The organism is Pseudomonas mandelii (assembly GCF_006438925.1).
In the GTDB taxonomy this organism is placed as follows: Bacteria; Pseudomonadota; Gammaproteobacteria; order Pseudomonadales; family Pseudomonadaceae; genus Aquipseudomonas; species Aquipseudomonas mandelii_C.
The window spans coordinates 1-15,978 of sequence record NZ_RCZA01000032.1 but is presented as its reverse complement, the minus strand read 5'-3'; the positions used below and the strand labels follow the sequence as shown (position 1 = coordinate 15,978).

At 53.7% G+C, this 15,978-nt stretch carries 16 protein-coding genes; 12 read left to right on the top strand and 4 right to left on the bottom strand.

The window, feature by feature from the left end; genetic code table 11:
* On the top strand, positions 1-421 hold a 421-nt coding region (locus tag EAH74_RS32845), incomplete at its 5' end, for an HNH/ENDO VII family nuclease (RefSeq protein ID WP_193560168.1).
* A gap of 2 nt (positions 422-423) precedes the next feature.
* Positions 424-885 (top strand): SMI1/KNR4 family protein, encoded by a 462-nt coding sequence (locus EAH74_RS32840; RefSeq protein ID WP_140684560.1) that lies wholly within the window; start codon positions 424-426, stop codon positions 883-885.
* 49 nt (positions 886-934) lie between these two features.
* Here the strand turns inward: EAH74_RS32840 and EAH74_RS32835 are convergent, their stop codons facing one another.
* The gene (locus tag EAH74_RS32835; protein WP_140684558.1) at positions 935-1,369 is read right to left on the bottom strand and encodes a helix-turn-helix domain-containing protein; all 435 of its coding nucleotides are present in this window, start codon (positions 1,367-1,369) and stop codon (positions 935-937) included.
* 110 nt (positions 1,370-1,479) lie between these two features.
* On the opposite strand from EAH74_RS32835, the gene EAH74_RS32830 reads away from it, so the two are divergent.
* From EAH74_RS32830 to EAH74_RS32810, 6 genes are all read left to right on the top strand, one after another.
* Positions 1,480-4,527 (top strand): CHC2 zinc finger domain-containing protein, encoded by a 3,048-nt coding sequence (locus EAH74_RS32830; protein ID WP_140684556.1) that lies wholly within the window; start codon positions 1,480-1,482, stop codon positions 4,525-4,527.
* Between the two features lie 45 nt (positions 4,528-4,572).
* Positions 4,573-5,637, top strand: coding sequence for a site-specific tyrosine recombinase XerC (gene xerC, locus EAH74_RS32825; protein WP_240050603.1), 1,065 nt, complete (start codon positions 4,573-4,575; stop codon positions 5,635-5,637).
* Between the two features lie 753 nt (positions 5,638-6,390).
* On the top strand, positions 6,391-6,744 hold the full coding sequence (locus EAH74_RS34060) for a DUF6883 domain-containing protein (RefSeq protein ID WP_430539823.1): 354 nt from the start codon (positions 6,391-6,393) through the stop codon (positions 6,742-6,744).
* 10 nt (positions 6,745-6,754) lie between these two features.
* Positions 6,755-6,952 carry a DUF4926 domain-containing protein gene (locus tag EAH74_RS32820; RefSeq protein ID WP_140684552.1) on the top strand — a complete coding sequence of 66 codons (198 nt, stop codon included), beginning with the start codon at positions 6,755-6,757 and terminating at the stop codon, positions 6,950-6,952.
* 454 nt (positions 6,953-7,406) lie between these two features.
* Complete coding sequence (locus EAH74_RS34055) at positions 7,407-7,517, top strand: deaminase domain-containing protein (RefSeq protein ID WP_140684562.1); 111 nt, start codon at positions 7,407-7,409, stop codon at positions 7,515-7,517.
* Between the two features lie 2 nt (positions 7,518-7,519).
* The gene (locus EAH74_RS32810) at positions 7,520-7,888 is read left to right on the top strand and encodes a hypothetical protein (protein WP_140684550.1); all 369 of its coding nucleotides are present in this window, start codon (positions 7,520-7,522) and stop codon (positions 7,886-7,888) included.
* Between the two features lie 267 nt (positions 7,889-8,155).
* Here EAH74_RS32810 and EAH74_RS32805 read toward each other — a convergent pair whose 3' ends face one another.
* The gene (locus EAH74_RS32805; protein ID WP_140684548.1) at positions 8,156-8,428 is read right to left on the bottom strand and encodes a hypothetical protein; all 273 of its coding nucleotides are present in this window, start codon (positions 8,426-8,428) and stop codon (positions 8,156-8,158) included.
* 334 nt (positions 8,429-8,762) lie between these two features.
* Positions 8,763-9,332 carry a hypothetical protein gene (locus EAH74_RS32800; protein ID WP_170206658.1) on the bottom strand — a complete coding sequence of 190 codons (570 nt, stop codon included), beginning with the start codon at positions 9,330-9,332 and terminating at the stop codon, positions 8,763-8,765.
* 273 nt (positions 9,333-9,605) lie between these two features.
* Here EAH74_RS32800 and EAH74_RS32790 point away from each other — a divergent pair, with 273 nt between their 5' ends.
* The 3 genes from EAH74_RS32790 (at position 9,606) to EAH74_RS32770 (ending at position 14,756) form a co-directional block, all read left to right on the top strand.
* Positions 9,606-13,382 carry a DUF637 domain-containing protein gene (locus EAH74_RS32790; RefSeq protein WP_430539822.1) on the top strand — a complete coding sequence of 1,259 codons (3,777 nt, stop codon included), beginning with the start codon at positions 9,606-9,608 and terminating at the stop codon, positions 13,380-13,382.
* A 329-nt stretch (positions 13,383-13,711) separates the two neighbouring features.
* Positions 13,712-14,050, top strand: a complete 339-nt coding sequence (locus EAH74_RS33575) for a hypothetical protein (RefSeq protein WP_240050602.1) — start codon at positions 13,712-13,714, stop codon at positions 14,048-14,050.
* A 70-nt stretch (positions 14,051-14,120) separates the two neighbouring features.
* Positions 14,121-14,756: a hypothetical protein gene (locus EAH74_RS32770; protein ID WP_140684542.1), complete on the top strand. Its 636-nt coding sequence runs from the start codon at positions 14,121-14,123 to the stop codon at positions 14,754-14,756.
* 159 nt (positions 14,757-14,915) lie between these two features.
* Here EAH74_RS32770 and EAH74_RS32765 read toward each other — a convergent pair whose 3' ends face one another.
* The gene (locus EAH74_RS32765) at positions 14,916-15,188 is read right to left on the bottom strand and encodes a hypothetical protein (RefSeq protein ID WP_140684540.1); all 273 of its coding nucleotides are present in this window, start codon (positions 15,186-15,188) and stop codon (positions 14,916-14,918) included.
* Between the two features lie 579 nt (positions 15,189-15,767).
* Here EAH74_RS32765 and tnpB point away from each other — a divergent pair.
* A partial coding sequence (gene tnpB / locus EAH74_RS32760; RefSeq protein ID WP_345789625.1) for an IS66 family insertion sequence element accessory protein TnpB occupies positions 15,768-15,978 on the top strand: 211 nt, incomplete at its 3' end.

Sequence of the window (15,978 nt, the reverse complement as noted above, 5' to 3'; positions counted from 1 at the left end):
TGGTGCAAAAGGAATAGGGAGCGCTACAGAGGCGGGCTCTGTTTTTACTCAGCAACGTAATTTTTGGTCAAAAGATCCTATTCAGTTTAGTGGGAATAAGGTCTATCAACGGAATGATTTATTTGATCCTAATTTGCAAACTAGTTGGCGTGAAGGTGGCAAGGTCATAACAGGTAGTAATGCTGAGCGTATGGCCTCTGGTCGAGCGCCCATCGGTGTAGATGGCAAGTCGGTGAACCTGCACCATATGACGCAAACACAGTCAGGGCCTATTGCAGAAATGACGCAAAGTTTTCACCAAACCAATAGCGCAACTATTCACATTAACCCTAATACAATTCCTTCTGGTATTGATAGGGCAGCTTTTGATAAGTGGAAGGTGCAGTACTGGCAGCAACGATCTGCAGATTTTAGGAATTGAGAATGAGCCAAGTTACGACGCATCAAATTGAGGATTTAGTATCACTGCATCCTGATATCGTGTGCTTTGGTAGTCAGGCCGATTGCGTGGGTGATGACTGGATTGAGAAGGCCGAGCAGCGGCTAGGGCTTGAACTGCCAGGGTCGTACAAGTGGTTTTTAAAGACGTATGCGGGTGGCGAGATTGGTACTGAAGAAATTTACAGTATCTATGGCGTGGACTTTGAGGGTGTCAATGGGGGGGATATTGTCTATCAGCATATTGTGGGCATAAAAAATAATCTGGTAGATGGCAAAAAGCTTGTGATTAGCGAAACTGATATGGGGGAAGTCTTTTTCTTTGACTATTCGAAGTTTAAAGATGGTRAGTGCCCCGTGAGTCTTCGGCTTCCGTCTGGCGAGAATGTTAATTACGCTTCAGATTTTTATGAGTTTTTATATAAACGAATTTCTGCTCATATTTGATAGATATCCTCATCCTACACCGGTCATGCGCCGGTGTTGTTTTATCTGCTTACTGCAAAACCTCCCGTCCCTCGCTGCTCGCTTTGGTCGTGGCCTGAGCGATCAAGGCATCGAGCATCTGCGCAACAAATTTCTGTTGGCTCTTGGGTAGTTGATCAATGGCTTCCAATTGCTGCTGCCATTTCGGAGCAGGTCCACGCTTACGCACAGTGGTTTCCTGCTGCTGACCAAACAGCTCTTCGAGTGTGGTTGCAAGCAGTCGGGCCAGTTCAGGCAGCGCCGCTACCTGAATACGCCGTTTACCGGACTCATAGGCTTGGATGGTCTGCTGGGACACGCCCAGCCGTTCAGCCAGTTGGGTTTGGGTGATGCCGTGTTCTTTGCGCAGGCGGGCAATGCGTTCGCCCAGGGCAATGAAAAATTCACGTTCTTCGCTGGTGATGCTCATGGCTGTCGTCGACGAGATCTGTAATAGGACAGCCATTAACGTACTCCAGGTTTTACCACTGCTTGTTGTAAATACTACTATTGGTGGTATATTGCCGTCGAGTTGTTTTTGCTTTTCCCTCTTGACAGCTTTTTGGAGAAAACCCGATGGCCCGCATCCCCGAAGCCGAACTGGAACGCCTCAAACGTGAGGTGTCGCTGGTTCGGCTGATCCAGTCGCAGGGTCATGAGCTGAAAAAGCGCGGCAAGGATTGGGTGATGCACTGCGTGTTCCATGACGAAAGCACTCCCAGCCTGTCAGTCTCCGACGAGAAAAATCTCTATCATTGCTTTGGCTGCGGAGCCGCAGGTTCGGTGCTCGATTGGGTGATGAAAACGCAAGGCGTGTCGTTGCCGCACGCGGTCCAACTGTTGCGTAACGATGCACCACTTGAGAACACGGAAAAAGTCGGTGTGACACGCAGTCATGCTCGACACCTTCCTTCTTTAGCCGCAGGCTCTTCGCCTTCTGCTGCGGCTACGTCCGAGGTCGAAGACGCCGCGCTATTGCGTTCGGTGGTCGAGTTCTACCACGCCAATTTCAAGCAATCGCCGGAAGCGCTGACCTATCTGGAGTCTCGCGGTTTGAACCATCCCGAGCTGATTGAGTATTTCCAGCTGGGCTATGCCAACAAAACCCTGACCTACCGCTTGCCTGCCGGGCACACCCAGGCCGGTCGCCAGGTGCGTCAGCAGTTGCAGACCTTGGGTGTTTTGCGTTCCACCGGGCATGAACATTTAAACGGTTGTCTGGTCGTCCCGGTGCTGGGCCTGGAAAGCGGCGCCCAGCCGGAGCAATCCGGGCGAGTGATGCAGCTTTACGGACGGCGGATGCAGCCGAACAACAAACTGCACAATCAGCCCCGGCATTTGTACTTGGCCACGCCGTTGCGCGGGGTCTGGAACGAGGCCGCGTTGCTGGCCAGCCTGGAAATTATTCTCTGTGAATCGCTGATCGACGCCATGACTTTTTGGTGTGCGGGCTTTCGCAACGTGATCAACGCCTATGGCGTGAACGGTTTTTCCCAAGATCATTGGCAGGCCCTGAAACACCACGGCACCCAGCGGGTAATCATTGCTTTTGACCGCGATTCGGCAGGAGACGCAGCAGCCGAAAAACTGGCCGAAGAATTGCGCTCTGCCGGCATCGAAGTGTTTCGTGTGTTATTTCCGCAAGGTATGGACGCTAACGCTTTCGCCTTGCAGGTGGAAAACCCGGCTCATGCACTGGGCGAGTTGTTGCAGCAGGCGTTGTGGCAGGGCAAAGGCACGCCGGTTTTGGTCGAGCCAGAAACCTCTTTTTCTTTAGCCGCTGCGCCGCAGGCAACCGCCGAGTTGCCACCGATGCCGGGTGTTTCCGATTCGGAAACTTTGACGGTAGCGGGGCCAGTTTCGGAATCGGAAACTTTTAGCGAAAACGCTCAGGGCGATCTGTTGTTGGCCGTGGCCGACCGCCGATGGCGTGTACGCGGCTGGAAAAAGAACCTCGGCCCGGAGCAAATGCGGGTCAATGTGCAGGTGCGCCGCGAGGTCGCCGAAGAGCACGTAACGGGCCGCGAAGCGGCCTATTACGTGGACAGTTTTGATTTGTATGCGGCCAAAGCCCGGTACAGCTATTTGAAACAGGCCAGCATCGAGCTGGGCGTGCCGGAAGAAATTATCAAGCGCGACCTGGGCAAGTTGTTGCTCAAGCTGGAAGGTTTGCAGGAAGCGACAATCCAGGCGGCACTGGCCCCGAAAAATCCCATCCCGACTCTGAGCGCGGAGGATGAACTGGCCGCGTTGAACCTGTTGCGTGCGCCCAATCTGATCGAGCGCATCGAGGCAGATTTGACCCGTTGCGGTGTCGTCGGTGAATCCTACAACCTGCTGGCCGGGTACTTGGCGGCGGTTTCCCGAAAACTGGATCAGCCGTTGGCTGTCTTAATTCAGTCATCCAGCGCGGCGGGTAAAAGCTCGCTGATGGATGCCGTACTGAACCTGATGCCGGAAGAAGAACGCATCCAGTACAGCGCCATGACTGGCCAGAGTCTGTTTTACCTCGGCGAAACGGATCTGCAACACAAGATCCTGGCCATCGCCGAAGAGGAGGGTGTGCGACAAGCGGCCTACGCCTTAAAACTGCTGCAATCGGACGGCGAATTGACCATTGCCAGCACCGGCAAGGACGAAGCCACCGGCAACTTAATCACCAAGCAATACACGGTCAAAGGCCCGGTGATGCTGATGCTTACCACCACGGCCATCGACGTGGACGAAGAGTTGCTCAACCGTTGTTTGGTGCTGACCATCAACGAAAGCCGCGAGCAGACCGAAGCGATTCATGCCGCCCAACGCAAAAAACAAACCCTCGACGGCCTGCTGGCCGACGCCGAAAAACAGGCGATTACTCGTTTGCATCAGAACGCCCAGCGGCTGATCAAAACCGTGGCGGTGGTCAATCCGTTCGCCGATCAGTTGACCTTTCTTTCGGACAAAACCCGGACCCGGCGTGACCACATGAAATACCTGACGTTGATTCGCTGCATTGCCTTGCTGCATCAGCATCAGCGCCCGATCAAACACATCGAGCACCGCGGCAAACCCTTGGCTTACATCGAGGTCACGAAGGGCGACATCGTGTTGGCCAACCGGCTGGCCCACGACATTCTTGGCCGCACCCTGGACGAACTGCCACCGCAAACACGCCGTTTGCTGGAGTTGCTACAGGGTTGGGTTGAGGCCAGAAGTCAGGCGCAAGGACTCAAAGAAAATGAGTTTCGGTTTGGGCGCAAGGACGTGCGCGAAGCCACCGGCTGGGGTGATACCCAGTTGAAAATCCATCTGGGCCGATTGACCGAACTGGAATACCTACTATTGCACCGCAAGGGGCTGGCCCATGAATACACCCTCACGTATGACGGCAAGAGCGGTAATCAACCGCACTTGATGGGCCTGATCGATGCCGACCTACTCGACAATAAATCCGCCCGGTCGGGGCAAGCAGAGCAACGGTCGGACTCAGGTCGGGCGATGGTCGGTACTCAGTCGGACACCCTGAACCATGCGCAAAGCCCCGCCGTTTCTGGCCTTGAGTCGAAAGCGGTCGGTCAGAACGAAAAACCACTGATCCAGCCGCCACAAAAAAACCACTCCGCGTTGTCCAGCACCGTCTAAGTCGAGGTGGTTATGCCGAAAAAAGGCGAGAGCAAAAAGCAGCGTGTGTCGGAACAAATTATCGGTCCGCTGGGCGATCCCGGCAGCCTGTATTTTCAGATGAAACAGTTCCTGCAATACCAGCGCGAGCGCAGCTACTCCGAATGCACCGTGGGCAACCGTGAAAGCCTGCTGATTGCGTTCATCCGCTGGTGTGATGAACGAGGATTGACCCGGCCACAAGAAATTACCCGACCGATTTTAGAGCGCTACCAGCGTCATCTTTTTTTGTATCGAAAAGCCGATGGCGAAGCGCTGTCGGCCCGCAGCCAAACGGTGCGCATCACGCCGATTCGAGTCTGGTTCAAGTGGCTGACCAAAACCAATCGCATCTTGTACAACCCTGCTTCTGACCTTGATCTACCGAGGATGGAACAACGCTTGCCAAAGCACATCCTCAGCAGCGACGAAGCCGAACGCATCCTCAATGTGCCGGACACGCAGACCCCGACCGGCATCCGTGACCGGGCGATGCTCGAAACCCTTTACAGCACCGGCATGCGCCGCATGGAGTTGATTGGCCTGAGCTGGAGCGCCATCGACTACGAGCGCGGCACGGTGATGATTCGTCAGGGCAAGGGCAAAAAAGATCGGATGATTCCCATTGGCGAGCGGGCACTGGCCTGGATCACCAAATACCGCGACGACGTCCGGCCCCAGTTTGCGATGGCCCAGGACGACGGGACGTTGTTTCTGACCCAGCAGGGCGAAGTGTTCAGCCCCAATCGGCTGACGCAACTGGTGCGCGAGCATATTGAAAAAGCCAACATCGGTAAGCGTGGCAGTTGCCATTTGTTCCGCCACACCATGGCCACGCTGATGCTGGAGAACGGCGCAGATATTCGTTTCATCCAGGCCATGCTCGGTCATGTCAGCCTGAACACCACGCAGATTTACACCCAGGTCAGTATTCGGGCGCTCAAGGAAATTCATACCGCGACCCATCCGGCACGGCTACATCGGCAACATTCGGCTAGCGAAACCACGGCTGAAACCCTGCCAGATGACCCCGTCGCAGCCCTGTTAATTGCCCTGGACGAAGAAGCAGACGAAGAGCGCGATCAGGCCTGACAAATGCCAGACAAACACCTGACAAGTGCCTGACAAGCATCTGTAGTCATGACAAATGCCTGACAACCTCCCTACAAATGCCTGACATCCCCGCAGGCCGCGAAGCGGCCTCCATCAACGGCGAAAAATACAGGCACGCCAAGGATGTATACATCCGGTGCCAAAGGGGTGCCCTTTGAATCCCGAAAAGCCGCCTCTACGAGTCGAGCGATAAGCGCTTGGTCAGGTTATTGAGGGGGCTATCGGAGCAGATGAAAATCTCAATGAACTGCCGGACAGGAAATGTTTTGTGGCCACCGCCTGCACGCAGTCGGTCTCCCCAAAAACCTGATCAGGGCTGCGCCCCGATACCCCGTTTGAGCTTCGCCATTTGTAACCAATCGACCGTACCAAAGGGGAACCCCTTTGAACCCCAAAGCCTAACGCGCTGCGCTTGTTGGCCCCTGGCTGTCCGATGGCTTCGCCACCGAACCGCCAGGGGCTTTTTGTCGTGGCTGATTTAGGTTGTCCAGGGTGTGCTGTTACGGGCGGAAAACCCGCGTCGGGGTGGTTTTATGCAGCGAGAGCGCATGACCTGGACCGACCGGCGCGCAGGCCGCGCCACGTCTGGCGTTGCGCGCCTAGACAACGAAATTCGCGTCGGGTGATACTGTTGRTGCAAAAGGTGTAGGAGAAGTAACTACTCCTGCGCCGCACACCCCATTAGCAGGTCCGACGGATAATTGGAAAAACTACACTCACTCAGAGGCCGTAATTCAGACACAAGCATCGGGTCGGTTAGTTAATGCAGAAAAAGCAGTTATTGACTCGAATAAAGTGACATCTTATGCATTGAACTCGGAGCATCCAGTTGGAGGCAATAAAGCAAGGGTATTTGAGTCGGCTTTGGGCTACAATCAGTCGAATGCCGGAGGGTTGATAGCAAAAGTGCAGGAAGGTGCGCAGCTATATTCTGCGAAGTTAGGTGCCGCTGACAAATTTGGTCAGAGAATCACCATAGATATGCCAATAACCGGGCCAAATGGTAATACAGCAATTGTTCGTACTGGCTGGATATATGATCCAGGCTCGTCTATACCTAGAATGACGACGCTTTATGTTAAGTGAGGAGTGTCAGATGACTTACTCGATTTTTGATGTTGTCGTATTGACTCAGGATATTCCGAGGGAAGGGCTGCGAGCTGGTATGCAGGGAGCAATCATTGAAGTTTATAGTCTGCCAGTTGAGGGGTATGAGGTAGAGTTTTGTGATGCGGAGGGGCGTACGGTTGCTCAACTGGCATTATCTCCTGATCAATTTCAGCTCGAGAAGTAATAAACAAATCTGGTAGATTTTTTATTACTACCAACACCGGCCCCGTGCCGGTGTTGTTTTATCTGCTTACTGTGCCTGAGCGATCAGGACATCCAGCATCTGCGCAACAAATTTCTGCTGGCTCTTAGGTAGCTGGTCGATGGTTTCCAGTTGCTGTTGCCATTTTGGGCCGGGATTTACCTTTAGGTAGGAACGCAGCGTTCGCAGAGGTAAAGGTTGATGCACTTTCTTCCGAGGCTATGGGGATGAAATCTTTCAGTCAATACGATGAGCGTATTGGTGAGTTTTTACCTAAGCCACCTGGTGATATTGAGTCTTGGGTGCTGCGGCCACAATCTGCTACATCCAAATACATTGGAACACCCGAGGCATATTTGCGGGAATGGATACAGAGTTCAAAATTCTTGAAACTGTCGCTCAGCGGCGAGGAGACAATCCGAGTGCTGTTGGGTAAATAAATCTAATATCGGAGAAGTCGGTTTGCCCTAGCTGTACTGATGTGATTAGGCAGTTCCGCGATCGATACCCGAAAATTCAGTTGAACGTATTTACAGTGGAAAATTGAATGTGAAGGCTGATCTTGATTTTCATGAAGCGGTTTATTTGCTTAAGAGGCTTTATAGTGATGCTATTGAAGGGAGGAAGTTTCGGCCTGAGCAGGCGTTTGCATATGTCCAAGATGAGGCGGAAAGTTTGCGTCGGGATGAAACTCCAGGTATGAATGCGGTTCTTCAAACTGCTATATATATTGAAGGCGTCCGTCGTGGGTTAGTGCTGTCAAAGGATAGCCTGTACGCACAGGAGATGTTGGAGCTTTTAGCTGATATCTATGGGAAGTGTGCTGTGCAAGAGTTAGTAGAGGCCGGGGTGAGTGGAGAGGATTTGGAACGTCTTAAGTTAGAGATGGATTTTGTGAGAGAAAAATTTTTAAAGTGATCGTACGGAAGATTAAACAGGGATTTTGTAATGGTCTGTTTTATTTCGGACTCCTCGATAGTTGGATAATGTATCTGTCGAGGACTTTTTAAGGATATTTGATGACGGCTTCATAGATGTAAGGGTGACAAATTTATTTATTGCCCAGAATATAAATCTTTTCCTGAGAAAACCCCGATTTTTCGTACGACAAATCGAAGAGCCGAGACTGTTAGATTTTTGTATGAGCCATATAAAACGGGCGACCTACAGGTCGCCCATTTTCATTTACTCCGCAACCTGCGCCCGCAACCGCCGACCGATCACATCCATCAAATCACAACCGTCACGCAACGGGATGGCGAGCAATTTTGAGAAGTCGGATAGCACGACGGTGTCGCAGCCGATTTCTGCGCGAAAGGCGATGTTCTCCAGCACCTGAGTGACCGTGCGAATGCGGTAATCCGCCATTGCTTGCAGGACGTCGAGCGGCGCTTGGGTATCGATGAGCAGTGATGCCGGGATCAAGTCGATTCCGGTGAGGGGCATGTATCTATCCATAGGTGAAACCTCGTTTAGTTTGCTGAGACTGCCAGCAGATCGTCGCCAAACGAAATGGGGTGGCAGCTGTACGCAGGTTGGCGAACCGGAAACGAGTAACCGGCAGACCCGAAGGTCTCCCGCGCACAACTGCCATAAAAAGCAGTTCTGCGGATGCGGAGGCGCCTGCAAATAAGCAGACAGCTTTCGCACTCGTTAATCAGGTCGCCAAACCCGGTCGCCATGTGGACGACGGGCGGACTATAAGCCTCATCGTTCCAGCGGTGCAAGGCACCTAGTTCCGAGGTGGGTGTAGGAAATTTATTCATCCCTCACTGCCACACACATCTTCAACTCATGCCACGAAAGGCCTCTTTGAAAAGCGAGTGACCTGCTGAACCAGAGCAGCACCATCGCCACCAGCGGCAACCTCACCGCTAGGCTGAACAACCTGACCAACACCGGCGTAGAGACCAACGATACCGAAACGGTGCGGGTGTACCGCAGCAAACGGATCGACGACGCCAGTGACTGGCTCAACCCCGCTCACGACTTCACTGAGCAGTACTGGTTTGCCAGCAGCGGTTATGACGCCAACCACCTCACCGGCCTGGAAGCGGCAATGGCCGACTTCATCGGCACCACCGAAGTCGAGATGCCCGAGTTCCGCCAGGTCACCCAGTTGGCCATCGGCGATCAGAGCTATGCCGCCATTATCCAGGCCGCCGGTGCGGTCAACATCAACGCCCAGAACAACATCGACAACAGCGTCGTACGCCCTGGCTACACCTACGTGGGCAGTGGTCCCCGTACGGGCACCGGTGCTTCGGGCAACCAGTTCTCCACCCGCATCACCGTCAATCGCGATCGACGTCAGCACACCGACGGCCAATTTAACCGGCTCGACACTGCCTGGTCGTTCCACAGCCTTTACCGTCAATCGTGTCCAAGGGGTGCCGGCCAGCAGCGGCCAGTCCAAACCCCAGAAATACCTGATCGAAACCAACCCGGTACTCACCGACCTCAAGCAATTCATGAGCTCGGATTACCTGTTGTCGAACCTGGGTTACGACCCCGACCAAAGTGCCAAGCGCCTGGGCGATGGCCTTTATGAACAACGCCTGATTCAGCAAGCGGTAGTGGCTCGCACCGGCCAGCGCTTCATCGATGGCCAGACCAGCGACGAAGGCTTGTTCAGATACCTGATGAACAACGCCATCGCCAGCAAGCAGGAACTCAACCTGTCGCTCGGCGTCAGCCTGACCTCCGAGCAAGTCGCGGCCCTGACGCACGACATTGTCTGGATGGAGAATGCCGAAGTGAACGGCGAGCAAGTGCTGGTGCCAGTGCTGTACCTGGCCAACGCCAACAACCGCCTGGCTGCCAACGGCGCCCTGATCCAGGGCAGCGACGTAACCCTGATCGCCGGCAAAGACCTGAACAACGCCGGCACCTTGCGCGCCTCCAACAACCTGTCGGCCACCGCCACCAACGACCTGGTCAACAGCGGCCTGGTGGAAGCCGGCAATCGCCTCGACCTGCAGGCCGGCAACAACATAGTCAACAAAGCCGGCGGCATCATCGCCNCGGCGAGCAAGTGCTGGTGCCAGTGCTGTACCTGGCCAACGCCAACAACCGCCTGGCTGCCAACGGCGCCCTGATCCAGGGCAGCGACGTAACCCTGATCGCCGGCAAAGACCTGAACAACGCCGGCACCTTGCGCGCCTCCAACAACCTGTCGGCCACCGCCACCAACGACCTGGTCAACAGCGGCCTGGTGGAAGCCGGCAATCGCCTCGACCTGCAGGCCGGCAACAACATAGTCAACAAAGCCGGCGGCATCATCGCCGGCCGTGACGTCACGCTGACCGCCACCCGGGGCGACGTGATCAACGAACGCACCGTCACCACTCACGAAAGCGGCAGCGGCTATCGCAACGAACGCACTGACTTCGTCGACAACGCCGCCCGCATCGAAGCCGGAAACTCGCTCACCCTCAACGCCGGACGCGATATCAACAACGTTGGCGGCGTGCTTAAAAGCGGTGCCGATACCACGATCACTGCCGGTCGTGACGTCAACCTCACTTCAGCCGAACAGATCGTCAGCGGCGAGCAGGGGCTGCATCGGGATCAGACCATTACCCAATATGGCTCAGACATTGATGTCGGGCAGGACCTGAAGGTCAACGCCGGACGGGATATCACCGTCATTGCCAGTCAGATCGACGCCAAACGCGATGTGAGCATGAGCGCTGTCGGCGATTTGACCCTGGCTTCGGCGGCGGATGAGCAGCACTCGTACAGCAAGAGCAAGAAGGTTGCCAGTCAGGAGGATCATGTCAGTCAGGTGTCTACGACGGTCAATGCGGGGGGCAGCATTGCCCTGAATGCAGGCAAGGATTTGACGCTGATCTCAAGCAAGGTCACCGCCGGGGATGAGGCCTACCTGGTGGCGGGTGACAAGCTCGAACTGCTGGCGGCGCAAGACAGCGACTACTCGCTGTATGACATGAAGAAGAAGGGCTCCTTCGGCGCGAAGAAAACCCAGCGCGACGAAGTGACCGATGTGAAATACATCGGCAGTGAAATCACCACCGGGGGCAACCTGACCTTGGTCAGCGGTGGGGATCAGCGGTATCAGGTGGCGAAGCTCAACAGCGGCAAGGACATCACGCTGGACAGTGGTGGGGCGATCGTTTTTGAAGGGGTGAAGGACCTTCATGATGAAAGTCATACCAAGAGCAGCAGCGATCTCGCCTGGACCAGTGCGAAGGGGAAGGGCAACACGGATGAGACTTTGCGTCAAAGCCAACTGGTGGCTCAGGGCAATTTGGTAATCAAGGCCGTCAATGGCCTGAAGATCGATGTTAAACAGATCGACCAGAAGACGGTTAGCCAGACCATTGATGCAATGGTGCAGGCAGATCCACAACTTGCGTGGCTTAAAGACGCCGAGAAACGCGGGGATGTGGACTGGCAACTAATCAAGGAGACACACGAGTCCTTTAAATACAGCAACTCCAGCTTGGGCCAGGGTGCGATGCTGGCGATCATCATTATTGTCACTGTCCTGACGGCGGGGGCAGCCAGTGCAGCGGTGGCTTCTGCCAGTACGGCAATGGGTGCCACCGCCGGCGGGACCATGGCGGCGGCTTCGGTAGCCACTGCAGCAACAGCGACTACTGCTGCCACTGCTGCGACTGCGGCGGGACTGGGTAACGTGATCGCGGCGGGCATGTTGACCTCAATGGCTAGCACTGCAGCAGTCAGCACGATCAACAACAAGGGCAATTTGGGTGCCGCATTTAAAGAAACATTCAGCAGCGACAGTCTAAAGAATGCCGTTATCGCCGGTGCTACGGCTGGCTTTACTCAAGGCGTTGTCGATCCCATGCTCGGCGGCCATACAGTGCCGTTCAACAACCTCACAAAAGGCTTTGATCTCAGTACGCTTCAGGGAATTGGTGGCTTTGCCCTGCATGCTGGGGCTCAGGGCATTGCGGCGGGTGCTATCAATACAGCCATCGGTGGGGGAAGCCTCAGCCAGAACCTAAAAGAAGGACTGGTTTCTCAAGTCGGGAACGTCGTTGCTGCTACTGCGTTCAATTTTGTCGGCGGTTATGCTCAGGAACACTGGCAGATCGCGAAGAACGCGGGTGATACCGCAGGCATGGCCATGTGGGCTGAAGGCGGTATTGCTCGCACTGCCATGCACGCGTTAATGGGAGGCGCGGTTTCCAGCGCAACCGGTGGCGACTTCAAGAGCGGTGCCATCGCAGCAGGTGCCAGCCAGGCCTTGGCTGAAGTACTCAATACCACCTTCGATGCGCAACCTGAGCTACGGCAAGCGTTTTCTCAGATTGTCGGTTTGACGGCTGCCGGACTGGCTGGCGGCGACGTCGAGAAAGCCTCATGGGTGGCGCTGATGGCTGATGAATACAATCGTCAGCTTCATCAAAAAGAAACCGTTGCGCTTGAGGGGTTACAAAAAGAGTCGCCAGAGAAGGCCTATGAGCTCAAAGCGGCTGCGTGTGCTTTGGTTCATTGCGCCGCCTCGGTACCGGTGGATGACCCGGACTATAAGGCGATAAAAACGCTTGAAACTGATGGGAAAGGTTTCAAGGATGCGCAGAGTGCGTTGTTCGCCACTGGAGCATTTGACGAATACTCGAAATGGGATCAGGTCAATGACGACCTGCTGCTCAACGATAAGGATCTCAAACAGTCAGCGCGGGCCAGCCGGGCGGTACTCGGAGCGATAGGGGCTGCTGCCGGGTTCGGTGGAGCGATACTCACCACTCCGGCTTGTGTGACCGGGCTCGGCTGCGCTATACCTGCGTTCTCGGGGTTGGGTGGCGCGGCCTCCTTTGTTGATGGATGGCAGGCCACGGGGCAGTTGTTTGCCCCCTACGATTACACTCAAGGAAGTAAGGTTCTCGCGTCCTTTGACAGTGCTACCTACCCTGGTGACGTGAATCCGCTTCGTGACTATGGGACAGAAGCGGCGAAGGCAGCGCTGGAAATTGCATTACTAAAGGGCGCAGGGAAGTACCTGGAGGGGACTGGGGCTTCGGTTCTGGTTTCGGGGGTTAAGAAGGACAGTGCGGTTGTAGTTGATGGTGCAAAAGGTAGTGCGCTCGCTGGGAAAAACATTGATGATTTGTCGAATGCAGGAAAACTGCTTGATCCGGCCGATAAATCAGGACAACTTTCATTAGCTGGTCGAGCACTCCAAAAACACGGCAGTCGTGAAGGCAGTGCGTTTCCTAGCGTTAAAGGAAGCCCTTCTGAAATCAACGCCCAAGGTCAAAAAATAGCTGACGAGATCTTGAGCAATCCGGCGACCACCGTAACCTATAAAGACACCGGTAGATTTGGGAAGGTCATGGATGTGATTGCCCCCGATGGCCGTGGGCTTCGCTACGATTCGAATGGAAAATTTATTGGTTTATTGGAGCCGCCGAAGCCATGAATCTTTTATCTACTGTGATAACAAGCCCCCCAGACCGAGAGAATTGTGTATTCGAAATTTGGGCGGGGTCGAGTCAGTTGGCTGAGGTGTCACATGAGCCAGGAAGATCAATTGAAATAGAAATTTATCCCCCTGTTGAGGGAGGTAAATGGAACTTCAAACTTGAGGACCTTATGACTGCTTTGCATCAAGCGACTAAGAATTTAGCTTCTCACGAATAAGTTGGGGCAAAAGCCCCAGGTGATACAGTAGTACGCAGAGATAATGACTTTTCGTCACCGGTCGGGGGAAATGGGAAGCCAAAGGCATACATCAATGAAAACGGCGACTTGGTTCCTCCAAATTCAGAGGGAACAGGTAGCGTTCAAACACATGTGCGTGGCAGTGCTACTGAAAATTCACCCTACATCTCCGTAACTGACCCGAGCACCACCTCGAATCCTAAGGACTACGGCACAAATCAAATCGAAATCGACGTGAAGCGGTTGCAGCAAGATATCGATTCAGGTGTATTGCCAAACACCAAGTTTTTGACGAGTCAACAGGTGGCCGCGGAATTGCAATCAAAATTGGATACTGCTCGTGTGAGATACGAAAACAATCCAAGCAAGAGAAACGAAGACTCCTTAAAAGGTGCAGAGAGAGACGTTAGGGAACGTAATGCGTGATGGCGAGTGTCTGATCAAGGGATGTGTTCCATCCACATATATTAATCCCGTTGGAAAATAGAGGCCGATGATGGAACGTAAAATCTACGATCTGTTGAATAGCGTGCCGGATCATGCAGACTATGCCGTTGATGCCGGAGACCTTGATTTGGAAGATGTTCCTGAGGAAAGAATCAATGCTGTAAGAACCTTGTTGTCTCATACGGATGACGACACGGAACGCTTTTTGGCTGCCAAGTTACTGACCAGTTGGGGCGTGCATGAAGGTCTGCTTGTGCTGGAGCAGTGCATGGATAATTATAAAAATATTGAAGGCTCCTACCCTCACAGGTTACGTGGTTATGATGATACCTATCATCAAGTACTGATGACCGTTATCAGGTATTTTTCAAACTCGGCTGACAGTGGTCGTGCGCAAGAGGCGAGAGCTCAAGTTTATGCTCCGTTGTCCAAGATAATAATGTCGTCTGGTCACATGCCGTTTGAAATAGCCAATGTTTTTGACTTTGTTGATCGAGAACAATTTCTTGAGTACGTGCCTCTTATAAAACAGCATCTTGTTTCGATAATTGATAATCCTGCGATGCATCGTTGGAAAATTACGGATGCTATTGATTTTTTGCTGAAGGTGGATGAGCCGTTCGTGCTGTCACTCCTGAAGGAGAAAGGTAAAACTGTCGATGACTTCAAAGGGAAGTTTGACTAAACGTAAAGGGGACGAATTTATTTATTGCCTGTGACCCAGAAAGTAAATCTATCTCCTGAGTAATCCCCGATTTTTCGTACGACAAATCGAAGAACCTGGACTGTCAGATTTTGTATGAATCATATGAAACGAGCGACCTATAAGTCGCCCGTTTTTCATTCACTCCGCAACCTGTGCCCGTAGCCGTCTACCAATCACATCCATCACATCACAACCATCACGCAACGGTATGACCAGCAGTTTGGAAAAGTCCGAAAGCACCACCGTGTCGCAGCCGATTTCTGCGCGAAAGGCGATGTTCTCCAGCACCTGAGTGACCGTGCGAATGCGGTAATCCGCCATCCCTTGCAGGACGTCGAGTGGCGCTTGGGTATCAATAAGCAGAGAAGCCGGGATCAAGTCGATTCCGGTGAGGGGCATGTATCTATCCATAGTTGAAACCTCGTTTAGTTTGCTGAGACTGCCAGCAGATCGTCGCCAAACGAAATGGGGTGGCAGTTGTACGCAGGTTGGCGAACCGGAAACGAGTAACCGGCAGACCTTAAGGTCTCCCGCGCACAACTGCCATAAAAAACAGTTTTGCGGATGCGGAGGCGCCTGCAAATAAGCAGACAGCTCTCGCACTCGTTAGTCAGGTCGCCAAACCCGGTCGCCATGTGGACGACGGGCGGACTATAAGCTTCATAGTTCCAGCGGTGCAAGGCGCCTGGTTCCGAGGTGGGTGTAGGAAATTTATTTATCCCTCACTGCCACACACATCTTCAACTCATGCCACGAAAGGCCTCTTTGAAAGGCGAGTGACCTGCTGAACCAGAGCAGCACCATCGCCACTGGCGGCAATCTGACGGCTTCGCTGGTCAACCTGACCAACAGCGGCATCGAGACTGGCGAAACCGAGACCACCCGAGTATTTCGCTCCGAACGAACGTAAGCGATCCACCGTACCCACATTCAAAGCCGCCAGTTGAAGCCTGATGCTGTGCTCTTGATCTCTTTCAGGAGCCCGCAACCATGATGCGTCCCGACGCCAAAGTCGAAAAAGTTTATCTGTACCCCAAACCCGTGGACTTCCGAAAATCCATCGACGGCCTGTCCGCCCTCGTCGAATTGGATATCAAGGTCGCGGTGTTCGATCCCGTGCTTTTCGTTTTTCTGAATCGCCACCGTAATCGAGTAAAAATCCTCTATTGGGAGCGCAACGGCTTTTGCCTTTGGCTCAAGC